We start from the raw sequence: 19,457 nt of genomic DNA on the forward strand, positions 1-19,457 counted from the left end.
TGTGTGTGTGGTAACCTCACTTTTAACCTAAAATTCAGGGGGTGGCAAGTTTTTTGCATTTAAAGCCCTATAAATCAAGGAATTATTAACTTTTTAATATAAAAGTTTTGACAATACGATAAAACGAAAGGAGGAGTTAATATGATAAGAAGAGAATTCGACAGGAATGGTAACCAAACTTATTATAAACGTTCTGTGGTCGATTCAAATAAGGTAGAAAATCTAGCAGGTGTTTTTGATGAAAATTTTAAAATCAAAGTCAATGCTTTTATTGAGGGGGAAGTTTTTTGTAATGCAGTACGTCGTTGTTTACTCAATGATCTTATTGCAGGAGCTATGGATGATGATGACAAAAAAAGAAATAAGAAACACTACTAATTTTGAAAAAACGTGAGGCTAGGATGATCCTGGTCTCATTTTTCATGTTGATCAAAAAAGTCAAAAGGATGGTTTCTATCAGAAATTTGAAAACAGTACTTCTCTCAGGAAATTATGGGTTTCGAATATTTATATATATTATTATATCAAGAAAACTTTTTCGGGAAATGCTAAACATTATTTTCGTGAAATTGTATGTTTTTGAAGGTATTATAAATTTGGAAGAAAATATAGTTTATAACAACTTACTCATTCCACGAACTACAGAATTAGACAACTACATTTAATCAATATTTTAGTTTTTATATGCTTATAAAAAGAGTATAATTAACCTATTAAAAGGAAACGATCAGCGAACTAATTCTACGTAATACATACTAAGCTTGGGAAATTCACTTAAAATATTTAGCAGAAAATACATTTCAAGGTGATATACGTTTTTAATATATTGTGGATTATTTCAAAAGATATGAGTGGAGAGATAAATGTAGTGAGAATTAAAACCGTTTTTTTGTTATTTTTATTGATTGGATTCGCTAGTATTATAATTTCTCCCACCATTAGTTTTGCATTGAATGAGAATGAGATGAATGCAAAGAACGGAGTACTTGATTTACGCGAAATTGATTTTGATGAACAAAAATATATAGAGATGAATGGGGAGTGGGGGATTTATTGGGATAAACTAATAGGCCCTGGAACGATGACGGATTCTCCAACAACTTTTGTTTCTTTTCCGCATACCTGGATGGGGTCTGAATTGAATAAGGTTTCATTATCAGGTGAGGGATATGCCACATATAAACTGAAAATAAAAGTAAATGAGGATAGTCTCACAACTCAAAAAGCACTATACATACCGCTCATTTCAACTGCATCGAAGCTATGGATTAATGGAAAATTAGTTAGTCAAATAGGTGAAATTGGTTCAAACTCAAAAAATGAACAACCAGCATACAATCCACATGTCATCACACTTGATCTAGATAAACCTGAAATTGATTTAGTATTACAAGTTTCCAATTACTCTGAAAGAAAAGGAGGAATATGGGGAGAATTTTTGTTTGGTAATGCAGAAGAATTAGTAAGTATGGCTGAGAAACGAATGCTCAAAGAAATGTTTATTATTGGTGGTTTAATCATTTTCGGTTTTTACCATTTTGTTATTTATATTTTACGAAGAACAGAACGTGCTGCTCTTTATTTTGGGATTCTTTGTTTGCTAATTGCTCTACGATCATTAGTAGTAGGGGAAGTGATTTTAACAGAATTACTCCCCGATTTCTCTTGGGAATGGCATAGAAAAATTGAATATTGGACAATATCAATCGCATTTCCTGTATTTATCTTGTTTTTGAATACAATGTTTCTTAATTATCTAAAAAAACCGGTTTTACGAATCTTCTATTTTATTAGTTTATTGTATTCCTTATTTGTACTATTTACACCAGCTAAAGTGTTTTCTTATACAATCAATTTTTATCAATTGACTATGATTTTGACGATGGGTTATGTCATTTATGAATTATCAAAAGCTTGGAAAAAGAATGTTCCGGGGATAAAAATTTTACTAATTTCCAGCCTGATTTTTACATTTACAGCTCTTAACGATGTATTATATTACAATGAATGGATAAATACAGGTGATTTTACGAGTGCTGGATTATATATATTTATCTTTGCTCAGTCTATCGTCCTTGCTATTAAATATACATCAACCTTCGAAAAAGTCGAAACGATGTCAGTTTCTTTAAAAGAACTGAATAATACACTAGAGGAAAAGGTACAAATCAGAACATCTCAGCTTGAAAGATCACAAGTTGAACTGAAACAACTTAATCAAAAGCTTAAAATTCTTTCAAACAATGATACACTAACAAATGTGCCAAATAGGCGGGCACTTAACGAAAATTACGATGAAGTTTGGGAGAAGAATAAGAAGTTATTGAATTCTATCACCGTTTTTATGATTGATATAGATTGCTTTAAGTTATTTAATGATACATATGGTCATCAAAAAGGTGATGAAGTATTGAAATTAGTCGCCCAAGCTTTAAAAAATAGAGTAGAAATGGTCGAAGGATTCTTTGCAAGGTATGGAGGAGAAGAATTCTTTGTATTATTAAATGGGAAAACCGTAGAAGAAGTTGTTGATCTTGCTAAAGAGTTGAATGGTGTTATTCATAAATTAAAAATCCAACATCACACTTCAACTGTAACTGACAGTGTTACAATTAGCATAGGTATTGCCCATTCTACTTCAACGTATTTTATTGAAAAAGATCAACTCATCCAAAAAGCGGATGAAGCTCTCTATCAATCAAAAGAAATGGGAAGGAATTCTATTACATTGTTTTATCAAAATAAGGTGATTCAACAATGATAAATTTATAAATGGGAAAGAAATCCTAGTATATAGGAAAAGAAAATGACTGTGTTGAAAATGGAAATGCACGATATTCAAGTCTAAAATAATTTAGAACAATTGTTTGATTCCAATGATCATGGTATGAAATATACGTAGAGTGTGCAAACTCTCTGCGTTTTTCTTTTTTTAAACCATATTTAAAAATACTTTAAAGATTTATTTCAACAAAAACGAATTTTTTTCAACGCTTTTTTATAATAGTAAAAGAAGAAAGTGCCTAGGCTTTAGTTTTGTTGGATAGTAGGTGTGATCTGGAATAAGGGAGGTAACTTCATTTGAATAACTTAATGAAAAAGAATGTAGTAATTGGTTCATTACTTATCAATATAGTATTAATAGTTGTCTTAGTTTTAACTTTATCTAACAACTATTTTATTAGCAAAGAGTTAAATAACATCACGTCAAAATGCTATGAAATAGGAGGTACTGCAAAATTGGAAATACAGGATATATCAAAGGGCGAATATCATTTTGAATGTATAAAAGAATAATTTATTCGTTCTATTTTTTTAAGACAATTCAGCCAGTATTTAATGAGCAGAAGAGTTTATAGATATGTAATCTAGTGAAGAAATCTAGTTACTAAACATGTAAATCTCTCCCTTGAAATAGAAATCGCTTTCTTTTTTAAATCACAATTTTGTATTTAGATACACTGAAAATATTATCATTTGTATAAAGAGGATGGGACATAATTAAAAAAGTCATACAAAAAGACGAATAAATCTAAATTCAGTTAAGCTGAAAGAAACAAATTCGTTCCATTGCGCTGCAGACACTCGCTTTCCGCGGGGAGGAAGCTGAGCCTCCTCGGCGCTTCGCCTGTGGGGTCTCAGCCTTTCCTCTAAACCCGCAGGAGTCGAGTGTCTTCCGCTCCATTCCACTAAGTTCTTTAAAATAGTTTTCAAAATCAAAAAAATTATAAAAGAAAAGCAAATAAAAACCAAAATATTAGGCGAATGATTAATTGAAATGTCGCCTTAAAATTCGGGTTTATCATTAGTTTAAATACTTATATCTCAGACTCATTTTTTATTTAACATTTTCTCTTATTAGAAAATATTAATAAAAAGAGAGCTTTGTATAATTTCCCAAAGCTAAATTAAAAAACTAATAGACTCCAATAAACCTTGACAAAAAAATAGAATTTTTTCTATAATAATTTAGAAAGCGCTTTCTTAAATACGGTTGTGCTTTCTTTATTATTTTTTTACTTTAAGAAACCGGTTTCCTACTTTAAAACACATCGATGTTTATGGAGGTGATGATTTTAAATACTGACCAGATAGTTAATAAAAATTTAAGGAGGTAATACGAATTGAAACGTAGGTCCAAACACCAAAAATATTTAGCTATGTTATCTATTATTGTCCTATTGTTATCTACTATTCTACCTGTTACTTCAGTTTTTGCTGCAGATGAAGGCTCTGTTTCTGTAGGTGCTGGTAACTACCGAACATCGATTGATGGATTAAATTATGGAAGCCCTCAAAGTTCTATATTTAAAACAATTAACCTTGAAGGAGCTATTCCTACAAATGAATGGTGGAGCTCTGCCATATGGAAGGATTTTTCAAGTGCTATCTATCCTCATCCTTTAGCTGTAAAAGCTTATGATCAGGGTTTAGGAATTGATTACCCTGAAGTAACTGTTGAACCTAACACACGTGAAGACAGTAAGGATTTTGTGAATGCATTATATGAAGATAAAGACAAAGATCTTGTATTAGGTGGGGAAGGTCTTACCTCAGAAGCTGCATTAGTAGATGGATATAGTGATTGGGCTGTTGATTTACTATTTGAAAACGCTAACAAATCTAAAAAATTAAAAACGACCATTTCTCATGGTAGTCCATATATTTATGCAACATACTCTAATACAATCCCGCAAATTCATGTAAATGGACAAGCAAACGTTTGGAGCGGAAATCAAGATAGCTCTGTATTAGGAGTAACAATTAATGGCAACCACTACGGAGTTTTTGCCCCAACAGGAACCACTTGGACTGGATTAGATACAAACACATATACAGCGAAGCTACCATCAGGAACAGACTACATATCGATTGCTGTTTTACCAGATTCAAGCACTGACACTTTAGCTTTTTATGAAAAACATGCTTATTCGTTTATTACTGATTCTAAGGTAGATTATTCTTATGATGAACAAACGAGTCAAGTGACAACTAACCTTTCTGTAACAACAGAATTAAAAGAAGCAGGAAAAGAAAAAAGCACAATTATGGCGCTTTATCCTCATCAATGGAGAAACACTCAGAATGATTTACTAAAATATGAATATCGCTCCCCACGTGGAAAAATGAAAACTATAGCAGGAAACATTGTCACAACTGTTCTTACTTACCATGGTATGCTTCCTTATATGCCCACATTAGGTGCAGATAAAACTAGACTTCAAGAGCTTGTTGATCAAGTGGAAGGAGAACAACAATTGGTTCGTCCAGGACTTGAGGGTGATGGACCATACTGGGTTGGAAAAAACTTAAATCGTCTATCTCAGCTTTTACCAATTGCAAATCAACTAGGTGACAATGAAGCCGCAACAAAATTTAAAGTAGCGATGCAAAATGAGCTAGCTGATTGGTTTACAGCTCCGACTGATCGCGATAATAAATTCTTTTATTATGATAATAACTGGGGTACTTTACTTGGTTACCCAAATGGATTCGGTGCTGAAACAGCAATTAATGACCACCATTTCCACTGGGGCTACTGGGTATATGCTGCAGCATTACTTGAGCAAAATGACAATTGGGCAACTACCAATGATTTCGATGAAATGGTAGAACTTTTAATAAAAGATATGGCCAACTGGGACCGAACAGATATATCAATGTTTCCTTATCTACGAAATTTTGACCCATATGCTGGACATGCTTGGGCATCTGGGAATGGAACAGATCTTTATGGTGGTGATGGCTCTGTCACAGCAGAACCCGGTAACAACCAAGAATCCTCCTCAGAATCAATTAACGCATGGGCAGGAATGATTATGTGGGGTGAAGCAACAGGAAACGATGAAATTCGTGACGCTGGTATTTACATGTACACGACTGAAGTAGATGCCATTAATAATTATTGGTTTGATATTGATAATATGAATCTACCAGAAGAATATAAGTATGATTATGCACCAATGGTATTTTCTTCAGGTAGTGAGTACCGAGTTTGGTGGACAAAAAACAGTGAAGAAGTACATGGAATCAACATGCTTCCAATTACTGCATCATCCTTCTACCTTGGATTTGATCCTGAATATATGAAAGCCAATTACAACACAATGGTAGAAGAAAATGGTGGTGTTGAACAGGAATGGGCAGAGGTTTTTTGGATGTATCAAGCCATGTACGATCCTGCAACAGCACTACAAAAGTTCAACACAACTGATTATGCTGCAGAGTATGGTGAATCAAAAGCACACACATATCAATGGATTACAAACTTTGCTGAATTAGGAAATGTCGACCGTTCTGTTACAGCGGATGCTTCTATGTATGCAGTTTTTGATAAAAATGGTGTAAAAACATACATGGCATTTAACCCTAATCAAGAAGCTAAAACGATAACCTTCACAAGTATTGATTCCTCTAGTCCAGCTGTTGAACTGATCGTTCCTGCAAATTCAGTAGGATCAACAGTAAGAAATACGAACTTAAAGGATACTAGTAAACCAGATTTAGTTGTAACAGATATTATGACAGATCCATCCGTACCTGCAACAGGTGATAACGTTACGTTTAAGGTGAAAGTTCAGAACCAAGGATATGCAGAAGCGAAAAAGTCTGATGATGCTGTAGGCATGATCATAAATGTTAACGATGAGCTGCTAGGCTGGGGTGGTAGCAGTGATCCAATCGCACCAGGTGAAACCGTTGAGTTAGCATTACGAGCTGATTGGTCTTCACCAGCAACAAGCTGGACAGCAACAAAGGGTACTCACACCATTACCGCTCATGTAAATAACCCTGATAATGGTTCAAGAGGCTTTGAAGAAGTTAATGTAGAAAATAATGTGTTAAGTAAAGAGATACTAGTAGAAGATCCGCCTAAAACAAATGAACTATTTTTACGTTCATTAGGCTCACTTCCTGTTCGTACTTTATTAAAAGAACAAGGTGGCACAGAAGTGAACGATACCTTATCAGCTGATCATCATTCTGTTATGTATGAGGTGAAGGATGTTCTTGGTGATTACCAAGGATCAGGATCATCTGTTTATGAATTAGAAGTAGACGCTGCAACAAATACCGATGTAGCTATACAAGTAAAGCTATCTTATGATTTTAACAATGATGGAAGAATTGATCGCACAGAGCTTTTCTTTCCACATGAGTTGGATAATAAAGAAGGCTATGAAACGATTACTAGTGATTCTGCTAGTGCAGAAATTACGGGAGATTATAATAACTTTGCTTATGGTAAAGTTCAGATCGAGCTTATTAACTTAACTCCTGAATCAGCAATTGATGTTAAAGTAAACAGCAAATCTTCTGCGAAAATTCAGCTACCTTACAATGAAATTAACATAACCCGTAAAGCTGAGCTTGTGCTAAAAGACTTTACTTGGGAACCAGCCCAACCAAAAGCAGGAGATACTGTTACCTTCCAGGTTGTAGTGGAAAATCAAGGGAATTTAGCGGCAAAGGATGGAAATGGTGCAGTAGGCTTTGATATGCAAGTAAATGGCGCAGTACTTGGTTGGGGTGGAGTAAGTACACCAATCGGAGCTGGTGAAACTGTAACAATGAGCTTAAGAAGTGATTGGGGATCTCCTGGATCATGGACTGCCAAAGCAGGAACAAATAAAATAAAAGTAAATGTAAATAACCAAAAAAACATTGCAGAATCAAGCTTTGATAATAATATAGTAGAAAAGGATATTGTTATTGAAGGTGAGGAAAATCCTACAGATCCAACGGAAAAAGAATGGGTTGAAATAGGAGAAAACCTTGTGATCGATGGAGAGTTTAAATCCACAACCGAATTTGGAAATGGTGAAAATCCGATTGAAGGCTGGAACATTCATAACCAAGGTGATTTTGAGACAGGTGCTGGACTTGCAGAATTCTCTGTTGTTGATGAAGCATTAAACGCTAAAATCCAACAAGTTGGTTGGGACTGGTGGCAAATTCAGTTGTTCCAAAACGTGAATTTATCAGCAGGTACCTACAAAGTTGCTTTTGATGCAAAATCTGATTTAGAACGTCCTTTATATGTTGAGCTTCAAGGGACAGATCGCCAATCATTTACTATTAATGATACGATGAAATCCTATGAAACAATCCTAGAAGTTAGTAGTGATGGATCAGCTAAGCTATTGCTTGGATTAGGAAGAGCAGAAGCTGACAGTGAGCTACAAGTACCATATGATGTTGTTATTGATAATGTAAGAGTTGTAGAGGTAGAAGAACAAACATCTCAACCAGAGCCAGATCCAGAGAAAGATTGGGTTGAAATTGGTGAAAACCTTGTCATTGATAGTGGATTTGATACTACTACTACCTTTGGTAAAGCTCCTGATGCTCTAGTCGAGGGGTGGAACATTTTCAATATGGGAGAGCATGATCCAAATGGAGGAAAAGCGATATTCGCTGTTAACAATAAAGAACTAAACGTAACTGTTGAACAACCAGGATGGGAGTTCTGGCATATACAATTATTACAAAACCTTGACGTGCCAGCTGGAACTTATAAGTTTGCTTTTGATGCTAAATCAGACTTAGAGCGACCAGTTTATGTTGAGGTTCAAGGAAGCGATATGCAAACTTTAACAGTTAAAGATACAAAACAAACGCATGAAACAATTATTGAAGTCGGGGCAGATGGAGTTAAGCAATTACTAATTGGTTTAGGTAAAACAGCTGATGATCCAACAATAACTACGCCATATAATATCGTGATAGATAATGTCAGATTGGTTGAAGTCGCTGAACATCCAGGCACGGAAGATCCAGGTACGGAAGATCCAGGCACAGAAGATCCGGGTACAGAGGATCCAGGCACAGAAGATCCAGGCACAGAGGATCCGGGAACTGAAGATCCAGGTACAGAGGATCCAGGCACGGAAGATCCAGGCACGGAAGATCCGGGAACTGAAGATCCAGGCACGGAAGATCCGGGGACTGAAGATCCAGGAACTGAAGATCCAGGCACTGAAGATCCAGGCACTGAAGATCCTGTAACAAAGCCAATTGTACAAGTTAAGCCAAAGTTTAATGCAGCTACTAATAAAGCTACTATTACGATAGATGCAATTAAGAGATTAACTTATAAAGGAACCCTTGAAATTAATCTTAATGAAACGAAAGATCATACAAAAGTTATAGTAGAACTTGACTCAAATCAAGTGAAAGCATTAAAAGAAAAAAATGCTGTTATTCATCTGAAGAAAGGTGAAGTTGATTTACTAATCTCAGCGAGTAATTTAACAGGAGAAGGTACTGTACAAATTGCTATGACAAAATATCAGGACATTAAAGATGCTTTAGGTCCTGTTTATGACTTTACTATCACTCAAGGTAAAAAAATTATTGATACATTTGATACTCCAGTAACCCTTAAGTTCAAAGTAGATAAATTTAAAGATGCTAATAAAGTGAAAATTTATTATTATGATGAAAAGAAAAGTGACTGGACATCAATAGGTGGAACAGTAAAAGATGGTTATGTAACGGCAGAAACGGATCACTTTACAATCTTTACTGTTTTTGAAAATTCTGTGGGTAATCAGCCACCTACTGAAGAACCTAAAAATAGTGATAAATCTAGTGATAAAGAACAAAAAACAGAAAAACCTGAACAGAGTAAATCGAAAGACAAAAATGGCAAGACTCTACCTGACACAGCGACGAACACATATAATACTCTCTTACTTGGTGGATTATTCCTTTTAGTTGGTCTTGTGTTTATCATTAGAAAGCGGTTTTTATTTAGTAAATGATTTGAGTAGAAGCCCTTTTGTAGCATTCTACCTAACACATCATAGAAATACGATTACTTATCTAAAGCTGCTTGTACTTCAGAATAAATAAAAACCCTCACAAACATCTATAGATTTGTGAGGGTTTTTTGTCAGATAAAAGATGTCATTACCTTTGAAGAAGGGTATGTTCATAAATATGATATATTTCAGAATCACTTTTTCATACTTTAACTTAAAATGTATAATATTGTTAGAGATCTATTTTATAATTGATATAGACTTCCAAATTTGTTTGAAAGTGATATAGGGATTGTTAATATAGTGAGAAAATGGATGAGAAGTTAATTGAAAGGTTGTAAAGCAATACTTTTTGATTTAGATGATACCTTACTTAATAGGGATGAGGCAGTAGATAAAATGTTTTTCATTATATTAGAAAAGTGTTATGGAGATGTTAAACATTCAGTTAAAACTGAAATGATACAGAGATTCAAAGAATATGATAAAGAAAGCTATGGATATGATGATAAAACAATAGTATTCAAATCATTATTTGATGAATTCCCACCAAAATATAGATTGCCACACAATAACATTCAAGATTTCTGGAACACTAATTTTCCTCAGTGTTTTTTAATTAACCAAAATATTATAAATCTATTAAATACTTTAAAGAGTCAAGTTAAAGTGGCAATTATTACGAATGGCTCAACTCAGAGACAAAAAGCTAAATTAATGAACACTAATTTAAATAGTTTTTTTGATGTAATTCTTATTTCTGAAGAAGAGGAAATTAGTAAACCTGACAAACGTATATTCGAATTAGCATTAGATAAACTTAATGTGCACCATGAAGACGCATTATTCGTTGGAGATGACATAGAAAAGGATATTGGTGGCTGTCAAAATGCAAACATACATGGCATTTGGTTCAATCCACATAATATCAAGAATCATACAGACATAAAGCCATATGCTGAGATCAATTATCTTGATCGTTTGTTAAGTTATATATCATAAAAAGAAATCTAAATCACATCCCAAAAAACATACGATTTGTAGCATAAATAACTAGGTAAATTACAGAACAAAATACGTACAAAAAACTTTAGGGAATTACTAACAACCTCTAATTTTAGAAAGGAAGATCATGTTGTATATTCCAAAATACTTTAAGATTGCAGATGAGGCAGAAGCCTTCGACATTATGAAAGAACATAGTTTTGCAACTCTTTTTTCACAGCATGAAGGAATGCCATTTGCCACTCATTTGCCGCTAATTTTGGACACGGAAAATACATACTTATATGGACACTTTGCTCGTCCAAATCCTCAGTGGAAAGATATTAAAAATCAAACCGTTTTAGCTATTTTCCACGGTCCTCATTGTTATATTTCCCCATCATGGTATGAGACGAATAAAGCAGTACCAACATGGAATTACGTGACAATTCATGTTTATGGAGAAATCGAATTTTTAGAGAACGAATATCAGTTAATTACTTCATTAAATGATATGGTATTAAACTATGAAGCTGATGACAGTTCTTACAGATTACAAGATGTTGATGCTGACTTTTTAGCTAGTATGAACAAAGCAATACAAGGCTTTAAAATAAAAATCACTAAAATTGAAGGAAAAGCTAAGCTAAGTCAAAATCATTCATTAGAAAGACAGCAGCTGGTTATCGATCATCTAGATCAAATTTTAAACTCTAATGAACAACAGATTTCCTCCTTGATGAAGGCAAATAGTAAAAAGTAAATTAAAGTAATGATCTGCACTAATTAAGCGGCTTTCTGAAACAAGAAAAGTCGCCTTTTTTATTTTAAAAATATAGTTGGACGAATCTAGGATTTGAATGACTAAAAGGTTTTTAAAAATATTTACTTTCTTGAATAAAAATTGAGAGATTATGGTAAAATTATTTCTATAGAATAAAAGGTGGTTTTGACATGAATAGAATAGTAGTAATATGGTTTTTTATCACTACCTTTTTAGTTGGTTGCTCGAGTATTAATGGGACAGAACCAATTCCAGTTCATCCTTTATTTTCAACTGATCATAACAAGTATTCTTTATTAGTGGTAAGTGAAACAAATATGTCAGATTATCATAAATGGTTAGAAGAGAACGAAATATATAATGTTGAAAAAATTCATGGACGATCTTCATTAGAGGAAACAAATGATGCATTTAAGTTCTTAGAACTAGAAAAATCTCCAGCATATGTTGTATTCGATACAAAAGATATTGAATATAAAACGTACAGCAAGGAAGAACTGATTAAATTTTTGAAAGAAAACAACCCAACTCAGTTAAAGGAGGACGAAAGCTAATGATTTGGTTGATTTTTTTGATACCATTAAGTATTTTGGTTACTTTTGCGTTATATTTCAGTAAGAAAACAGGTGCAGTTCCACCAGATGTGAAAAAAGGTAATCATAATATAGAGTCCGAAACGATAAGAAACCAGTTTTTTAATAGTAGTAATGGTGGTGGAGACGGCGGTTTTTAGTTCTTCTGCAAAACATACAGTAATCTTTAAAACCATATGTATCAAACTGCAGCTCTAATTTTACGACCGTTTTTTGGTCTGGAATATAATGTTTGCTGCAGTAGTTAACCATTTTACTACTACAATTGATCTAAGCCTCTTTAAATTTTTTTTCTTCATCTTTTCCCTAGTTCTTGATTTATGCTGCATTCTGAAATGAAAATCACAACAATGATTAGCGATGACTACTCATAAAGGCTCAAAATATTTTGCATATTATCTCTCTTTGTGACTCATTTGTTGTTTAGACAAAGTTACAAGCTTAAAAATTTTAATCCAAAAAGAAAATAAAGTGTTGAAGAAGCTCCTACAAAAATAAGAAAAAATAAAAATTTTTGTGATTTTGAACGATTTTTTAACCAGTTCCACCGTTTATTTTCAGTATCAAGCCAAAAGATGTCAACAAGAGACGTGACAATTATTATGACAAGAAAAGCAACTAATTCCATAAGTAAACATCCCCTTTCTTATTATCTTAATTGTACCATAATATGGAATTTAAATGCATTACCATGTAGGTCAGGAAAATAATGACGTTAATCTTCTTAAGTAGAACTGCATGTTGTAACAAGGAAATGTTTTTAAAAGGTAAGTTTGAGGGTGCTAATGATGAAGAATAGGTTAAAACTAGAAGAGGATATTTACTTAATCTACTTATCTGTTAGTTTAACTTGAAAATAATTGGAGGAAGACAATGAAAGCTATATTTAGTTTATTATTGGCATTTGCTTTAGTTGGATGTTCTGGAGAGCAATATGAACTTAAGATAACTGGAGAAATTACAAAAGTAGAAGAAGGAATGATCTATCTAGATGACAGACCTATAAAAATAAAAAATTCCTCTGATTTTAATATTGGTCAAAGAGTTAAAGTAACATTGATTGATAAAACAGGAGAAGATGATTGGAACCCAGATGACTTTAGAGTAAAAGAGTTAAAAATTATAAAATAAGATATTAATTAGGGGGAAAATTGAAACTCTTAATTATGAAGTGTATTGGTAAATATTATTAAATAATATAAAAATTGTGATTAAGAGATGATAATAAAATTCGTTATACAAATCCGTTTGAAATAGACGGAAGATTCATTGAATTTATCATTCAAGAGTGTAATAAGCTTTTTCAAGAAGTAAGTTTTATTTATCTGATGAGTGTTTAAAAAGGTTATCTATGTATCGGAGGTATTGTGATGGAAGGTAGCAAGGAAAGGTTGAAGAAAACAAACGTGACCTTGGTTACTTTAGCAATAATAATTACCATTTTAAATCATATGGTTAATCCAATTTTTTTTAACACGCAACCTGATAGTATAGGTACAGGTCTAGCAATCATTTTTTTGGCTTCTGCTCTCTTAAATCATATTAGATCAAATTAAAATATTTATCTTGTTTTTGCTTTTTAACGAAACAATAAATCATTTTTTAATTTGAATCTTCCTTTGTAAAGGAAGTTCACTATATAAAAGTTGTTTGTAGAAAGAATGAATGTTGGTTTGGTACATATTCAATATTTTAGACCGAATTATTAGCAAGTAGGAATAACAAGTTTTCTAAAAGTTAGATAAGCTTCAAATTAATTTAAGTGATTAAATACAAGAGTGAGTATATGAATTGTCCCGATGTGTATTTGAGGCTCTTTGGAATAAAAAATTCATTTAGAAAAAAAGGAAGAAAACAAAACAAAAAGAGTGGTGCACGTTTTTTAATACCAACACTGTCGTCTGTTATTTGATGATGGTTTTCTTATAAATAGTAGAGGAGGAATTAACAATGGCAATGTTTGAAACAGCCAAAAAAAGAGCGGAATTGACCAATTCTGGAGTTATTGATGCTAGAACATTAGAGAATTCTCATAAAAGATTAAGGGAAATCATAAAACCTGGTACGACAATTTTGGATGTTGGGTGTGGTACAGGAGCCATGACTTATGGTATAGCAAAAGTTGTTGGGACGGAAGGAATGGTTGTTGGCATTGATAATAATCCAGTTTTAATTGATAAAGCTCGTGAAAAGTACAAAGATATACCTGGATTATCTTTTAAGGAAGGTGATGTTTATAATTTACCTTTCTCTAATAAATTTGATGTCGTTACCTCTGCAAGATTACTTCAATGGCTTGCTCAACCAAAAGAAGCTTTAATCAATATGGTCAGAGCTACTAAAGTCGGCGGTAAAGTTATTGTACTTGATTATAATCATGAGAAAATCAAATGGGATCCAGAAGTTCCAGAGTCAATGAAATCCTTTTACGGTGCTTTTTTAAGATGGCGTTTAGAATCAGGTATGGATAATACTATTGCAGATAAGCTCTCAGGTATGTTTAATGAAATTGGTCTTGAAGAAGTGACAATCTCATCACAGCATGAAAAAACAAATAGAGAAGATAAAGATTTCCAAACCCACATGTCAATATGGTCAGGTGTTGCTTTGACAAGGGGGAAACAAATGGTTGATGAGGGATTTATAAAAGAAGAACAACGGAAGATGGCTGAACATGATTACAGAGCCTGGATTGAAGCAGAAGCAAAAAGCCAATTCATGTACTTATTAGCTGTTGAGGGTATAAAGATCTGATTATTTTTTGAGAGATACATAGTTTTAATGAAGAGTAAGCCTTTTTCAATTTCATCATGAAAATAGCTAGCTAAGGAGCAATGATAGAATATGAAAAAAACAGGACATAGTTTAAAAGGGGAAATTTCTTGAAGTTTATTGAAATTGGTATAGGAAACACTTGGTTAGTTAGGACAGAAACAGAGTTAGAAGATGGAACCGAATATGAGGAAAAAGGAATAGTTGGACCTATAAAATGGCACTCTATTTATTTATGAATTTGGGTTGGTAAAACTGTTTTTATATTCGATACGAAAGAAGGATTGAAAAAGATGAAGAAAGAACGCCAGAAAATAAAAATAATTCTCGGTATTTCTAGTAGATGAATGAATTATTTATTTAATTTACGAGGATAATTTTTTATGATTTTACAGGGGGAGTTATTAATAGTAAAGGAGAACTTTTATGAGGGGAAATTCAAAGCACAAATATAGGTGGATGTCTATAAGCACTGGATTATTATTTATTTGTATTGGAATAGTACAAATGATTGTAAGTGATATCTTTAAATTATCAGGAAGTTTGTTTATATTAGCGGGTGCGATATATCTTATTGGGGCTGTTTTTAAACTTAAAAAGAAATATTAAAATAATTTTATTGATGAAATTTAATTAAAATTAAAATGAAATATTGGAAATATACATATATGAATGTGGAGTACTGTGCAGATTAATACTTAAAGTATCAGTTAAGATACACTGATAATGATTTTCAACGATCGAGCGCCTTTCTGGAGACAAGTAAAGGGGCTTTTTACATGTTAAAGAGAGATTGATGCATAATTTGCTGTATTGGAATTGGATATTTATGTTAAAGTATAAAAATAAGCAAGTAAACATTCAAGGAAGATAAATCGCTTTTATATATGGAGGAACAAAAGATGGATTGTGTTTTTTGTAGGATTGTTAACAAAGAAGAACCAGCAGAGATTATATATGAAGATGAAGAAGTAATAGCTTTTTACGGATTGCATTTTAGTGCTCCAGTTCATGCGTTAGTGATTCCTAAAAAGCATATTGAAAATATTATGGACATAAAAGAAGATGATGAAAAAATTATATTTAAAATTCATCAAGGGTTACAAAAAGTTTCGAAAATATTGGGTGTTAGTAACGATGGTTTTAGAGTAATAACTAATACAGGAAAAAATGGTCAACAAGAGGTTTACCATATGCATTATCATATTATTGGAGGCCGTGAGTTAAGATGGGAAATGTAATCATTTTGCTGTACAATTCCACTTTATCTTAAGGTCGTGTTAGGGAAATAACTTCTCTCAACAATTGAGGAAGTACTTTTATGGTAATGGACATTTTTTTAAAAGAAAAGAGTAATAGCTTATCATCAAAAGTCGAGCGGGTGTGTTAAAGAGGATGATTTGTTGGTATAGATGGAGTGGATCAAAGATGAGAATCGTAATGGAGAAAATCATATATTTTGTTTTTACACTCTTTATTTTTATTGTGTTATGGAAAATAACAGCTGTATTATGGGACGCGTTTGTTCCTTGGAATTATAAAACTGACTTATTAGGTATTTTTGTTGTAATACCAGTACTATTTGCAGTTTCATTTGTTTTCGCGAGTTTGTCATTCAAATTTATTAAGGAAAATACATAGACTACTTATTTATTATTCTATTTTTGTATTTTTACAGGGTCTCAATATTTCTAGGGTAACAACTATTCTAATTTAGGGGTGTTAAGATGATCAAACAAAAAAAGATAGTAGCTATTTCTGGAAGCATTCGAGAAGGTTCATCAAATACGAATATATTAAAAGCAGCTGCAGCTTTTATACCTCAAGATATTGAGTATATCATTTATGATGGAATAAAAGATCTACCCCATTTCAATCCAGATGTTGATCGAATGAAGCCAGAAGATGTTGTTACAAATTTTCGAAAGATTATAGATGAATCGGATGCATTAATTATTTGTACGCCTGAGTATGCAAAAGGTGTTCCAGGTGTCTTGAAAAATGCATTAGAGTGGCTTGTTTCATCAGCTGAACTTTATAAAAAACCAGTTGCTGTTATAACTGCATCTCCCTCGATTTTGGGAGGAGACAAAGCTCATGAGTCTTTAATGTACACGTTAGGTATGATGGATGCTACTGTTGTTAAAAATGGATCATTATTATTTCCAACTGTCCGAACCAAATTTAATGATGATGCTACAGTAAAAGACGAATCTACCAAGCAAGAACTTATTGCTTTAATTAATAGTCTAGTGGACGAGATAAATAATTAACTAATCATAAACTACTGGAATGCATTAAATACTCTTTTGTTATGGATCTTCTCTGAACGATTGTTGGTATGTAACCAAACCAAAATTTGGAGGGAAAACAGTATTTTTCCACTATAAGGGTACTATTTTTTTGAAGAAAAGATCCCACTAGACTTAATACAATGCTGATTGTTCGGGAATTTAACAGCAACAAAGTTTGCGGAAACAGCCTTTGTTATAGACCGTATAAAAGATGAATAGATTTGACGTTGGGCAAACCAATCATTCAATATCCATAGATGATCATTATGTGAAAGCTTATCATAGCATAAATCATATGGGTGAAATTAAAGCTAGAGATGAAGGTGTAAAATGATAAAATTTTTATCGCAATTTATGAAAATCCATTTTGAAAATCTTAATCTAAGACCACCGCTATTTTACTCATGGAAATATGGTCTCCGTTTTGAAATTTCTATACCTTGGGTAGAGCATGAGGATAAAGATAACTTGCAGCAAATAGAAGAAAGAACAATGAAAATATTCAATAAGCTATTTAATTCGAGTGATGAGATGTTGCTCATTACAGATATTCATTGTAGGCATAATGATACATTTTTACAAAAGAGACCAACAAACGTTTACCAAAAATATATAAAAAACAAGAACACCGTAAGAAAACTTCAGCATAGTGTTTTACCGAATGTCTTTTTTGAAGATGAAGAGGATGAAGATGATGAAAAGATGGTCACACATAGATTTGTTTTACCATGTAAAAAAATTGACATTCGATATAAACAACTTCTGCAAGCGATTAGTTACGAGGATTTTCCACACCCAGAACAAATTTTAAAAGGATTTTCGCAGAATGGTATTGATATATATTTTGTGAATATTTCAAAGAAAATGATTTACCACTTTTACGATGATCGAGGCTGTGATGTTATTGCTTCTAAGAAAGAAGATTTATATTCACTTTATGAAGAGTGTAATGATTGGATTTTGGATTATGATCGGGTGGAAATTGATAATCTTTTCAAAAAACAAAAGAATTAATTGAACTGAGTTAGCAAAAATGCAAATTTTGAAATCTAGTAAAATTTCTTACAGAAAGACTATTAATTAGGATCTGCTTCAAACATAGTGTATTTCTTTTAGATGTGAGCTTATTCCCATTATATATGGAGTTCTATAATCATAAGAAAATTACATTTTCGAATAAACTAGTTTAAGGGGTTTTCAGTAATGAATGAGGAAGAAATCATTTCAATCGTTACAGAGGATAAATGGATGATGGAAATATTAAAAACAGTAAAATTATTAGATTTACCTGATTGGTGGGTATGCGCTGGATTTGTTCGTTCAAAAATATGGGATACTCTACATAATTTTAATGAAAGGACGACAATTCCAGATATTGATGTTATCTATTTTGAACCAGCTAATATAAATGAAAATGAAGAAAAGAAATTTGAGGAGATACTTAAATTCTCAATGCCTGCTATTCCTTGGTCTGTCAAGAACGAAGCGAGAATGCACTGGAAAAGTAATATGCCTCCATATTCATCTTCTGTTGACGCTATATCAAAATTTCCAGAAACAGCTACAGCCCTTGGCCTGAAATTAGATGAAAGAGACAATTTAAAATTAACAGCTCCATATGGCATCAAAGATGTTGTGAATTTACAAGTCAAGCCTACTCCTTTCTTTTTACAGTCTAAGGAACGATTAGAAATGTATGAAAAACGTTTGGCAAAAAAGAACTGGCATACTATCTGGACTAATTTAGAAGTACATCATATTCAGAATTGTTAAGGTTTTTTTGATCTTAGCAGTAGGATTAAAGAAAAAGAATTTCTTGTGAAACTATTCATTTTCTTCAATTGTAAATTTGTTTAATTTATTGAAAGTAAGTTGTAATACTCTTTTATAATTAATGTTTACATTTTCCTTTGGGAGGTTTCACAATGAAGAAAATTGCCCTTTTTATAACTGTTTTAACTGTTTTTTCAATGACAGGTTGTGGAGGAAATGATGACTTTGAGTTTCAAGGTCATATATTAGAAATTGTAGACTCAACAAGTATTTTTGTTGGATCTGAGGAAACTGACCCTACAGCAATCTACCCAGCTTATAAAATTTTAATAGTAGAAAATACCTTGTTTTCAGGTGAAGTTAAACAGTTTTCAGATTTAAAAATAGGACAAAGCGTAAAAATATCAATCGAAGGTGAAGAAGAATTAGAAAAGATGGAAGGTGATGCGGTAGCAACCGAGATTTTTGTAGATTGATTGATCTATATTTT

At 32.5% G+C, this 19,457-nt stretch carries 19 protein-coding genes and 1 pseudogene; 19 read left to right on the forward strand and 1 reads right to left on the reverse strand.

Annotated features, from left to right (window positions below; genetic code table 11):
- The first annotated feature begins 141 nt into the window (after positions 1 to 141).
- The 8 genes from LC076_RS20845 (at position 142) to LC076_RS20885 (ending at position 12,268) form a co-directional block, all read left to right on the forward strand.
- Positions 142 to 378 (forward strand): hypothetical protein, encoded by a 237-nt coding sequence (locus LC076_RS20845; RefSeq protein WP_226671082.1) that lies wholly within the window; start codon positions 142 to 144, stop codon positions 376 to 378.
- A 586-nt stretch (positions 379 to 964) separates the two neighbouring features.
- Positions 965 to 2,761, forward strand: coding sequence for a diguanylate cyclase (locus LC076_RS20850; RefSeq protein WP_226671083.1), 1,797 nt, complete (start codon positions 965 to 967; stop codon positions 2,759 to 2,761).
- A gap of 320 nt (positions 2,762 to 3,081) precedes the next feature.
- On the forward strand, positions 3,082 to 3,297 hold the full coding sequence (locus LC076_RS20855) for a hypothetical protein (RefSeq protein WP_226671084.1): 216 nt from the start codon (positions 3,082 to 3,084) through the stop codon (positions 3,295 to 3,297).
- Positions 3,298 to 4,124: 827 nt separating this feature from the next.
- Entirely contained in the window at positions 4,125 to 9,767 is a 5,643-nt protein-coding gene (locus tag LC076_RS24435; protein WP_319005576.1) for a glycosyl hydrolase, read from the forward strand.
- A 345-nt stretch (positions 9,768 to 10,112) separates the two neighbouring features.
- Positions 10,113 to 10,769, forward strand: coding sequence for an HAD family hydrolase (locus LC076_RS20870; RefSeq protein ID WP_226671150.1), 657 nt, complete (start codon positions 10,113 to 10,115; stop codon positions 10,767 to 10,769).
- Positions 10,770 to 10,902: 133 nt separating this feature from the next.
- Positions 10,903 to 11,514, forward strand: coding sequence for an FMN-binding negative transcriptional regulator (locus tag LC076_RS20875; protein WP_226671085.1), 612 nt, complete (start codon positions 10,903 to 10,905; stop codon positions 11,512 to 11,514).
- Positions 11,515 to 11,705: 191 nt separating this feature from the next.
- On the forward strand, positions 11,706 to 12,089 hold the full coding sequence (locus tag LC076_RS20880) for a hypothetical protein (RefSeq protein ID WP_226671086.1): 384 nt from the start codon (positions 11,706 to 11,708) through the stop codon (positions 12,087 to 12,089).
- A complete protein-coding gene (locus tag LC076_RS20885; RefSeq protein WP_226671087.1) occupies positions 12,089 to 12,268 on the forward strand; it encodes a hypothetical protein in 180 nt (59 codons plus the stop codon). Before LC076_RS20880 ends, LC076_RS20885 begins: the two co-directional genes overlap by 1 nt.
- Before the next feature lie 293 nt (positions 12,269 to 12,561).
- On the opposite strand, the gene LC076_RS20890 is transcribed toward LC076_RS20885, so the two are convergent.
- Positions 12,562 to 12,756: a hypothetical protein gene (locus tag LC076_RS20890; protein ID WP_226671088.1), complete on the reverse strand. Its 195-nt coding sequence runs from the start codon at positions 12,754 to 12,756 to the stop codon at positions 12,562 to 12,564.
- 245 nt (positions 12,757 to 13,001) lie between these two features.
- Between LC076_RS20890 and LC076_RS20895 the strand changes: the two genes are divergently transcribed.
- The 11 genes and pseudogenes from LC076_RS20895 (at position 13,002) to LC076_RS20945 (ending at position 19,443) form a co-directional block, all read left to right on the forward strand.
- Complete coding sequence (locus LC076_RS20895) at positions 13,002 to 13,259, forward strand: hypothetical protein (RefSeq protein ID WP_226671089.1); 258 nt, start codon at positions 13,002 to 13,004, stop codon at positions 13,257 to 13,259.
- A gap of 239 nt (positions 13,260 to 13,498) precedes the next feature.
- Positions 13,499 to 13,684, forward strand: coding sequence for a hypothetical protein (locus tag LC076_RS20900; RefSeq protein ID WP_226671090.1), 186 nt, complete (start codon positions 13,499 to 13,501; stop codon positions 13,682 to 13,684).
- A 394-nt stretch (positions 13,685 to 14,078) separates the two neighbouring features.
- Positions 14,079 to 14,882: a methyltransferase domain-containing protein gene (locus tag LC076_RS20905; RefSeq protein ID WP_226671091.1), complete on the forward strand. Its 804-nt coding sequence runs from the start codon at positions 14,079 to 14,081 to the stop codon at positions 14,880 to 14,882.
- Between the two features lie 128 nt (positions 14,883 to 15,010).
- A pseudogene (locus LC076_RS20910) lies at positions 15,011 to 15,247 on the forward strand (DUF3977 family protein).
- A 79-nt stretch (positions 15,248 to 15,326) separates the two neighbouring features.
- A complete protein-coding gene (locus LC076_RS20915) occupies positions 15,327 to 15,509 on the forward strand; it encodes a hypothetical protein (protein ID WP_226671092.1) in 183 nt (60 codons plus the stop codon).
- 293 nt (positions 15,510 to 15,802) lie between these two features.
- Entirely contained in the window at positions 15,803 to 16,141 is a 339-nt protein-coding gene (locus LC076_RS20920) for an HIT domain-containing protein (RefSeq protein ID WP_226671093.1), read from the forward strand.
- Between the two features lie 187 nt (positions 16,142 to 16,328).
- Positions 16,329 to 16,541, forward strand: a complete 213-nt coding sequence (locus LC076_RS20925; protein ID WP_226671094.1) for a hypothetical protein — start codon at positions 16,329 to 16,331, stop codon at positions 16,539 to 16,541.
- A gap of 86 nt (positions 16,542 to 16,627) precedes the next feature.
- Complete coding sequence (locus tag LC076_RS20930; RefSeq protein WP_226671095.1) at positions 16,628 to 17,173, forward strand: NADPH-dependent FMN reductase; 546 nt, start codon at positions 16,628 to 16,630, stop codon at positions 17,171 to 17,173.
- A 351-nt stretch (positions 17,174 to 17,524) separates the two neighbouring features.
- Positions 17,525 to 18,208 carry a DUF3885 domain-containing protein gene (locus LC076_RS20935; protein WP_226671096.1) on the forward strand — a complete coding sequence of 228 codons (684 nt, stop codon included), beginning with the start codon at positions 17,525 to 17,527 and terminating at the stop codon, positions 18,206 to 18,208.
- A gap of 189 nt (positions 18,209 to 18,397) precedes the next feature.
- Positions 18,398 to 18,967: a nucleotidyltransferase family protein gene (locus tag LC076_RS20940; RefSeq protein ID WP_226671097.1), complete on the forward strand. Its 570-nt coding sequence runs from the start codon at positions 18,398 to 18,400 to the stop codon at positions 18,965 to 18,967.
- A 152-nt stretch (positions 18,968 to 19,119) separates the two neighbouring features.
- Positions 19,120 to 19,443, forward strand: coding sequence for a hypothetical protein (locus LC076_RS20945; RefSeq protein WP_226671098.1), 324 nt, complete (start codon positions 19,120 to 19,122; stop codon positions 19,441 to 19,443).
- The last annotated feature ends 14 nt before the right edge of the window (positions 19,444 to 19,457 follow it).

Source organism: Metabacillus litoralis (assembly GCF_020524045.1).
Taxonomy (GTDB): domain Bacteria; phylum Bacillota; class Bacilli; order Bacillales; family Bacillaceae; genus Metabacillus; species Metabacillus litoralis_C.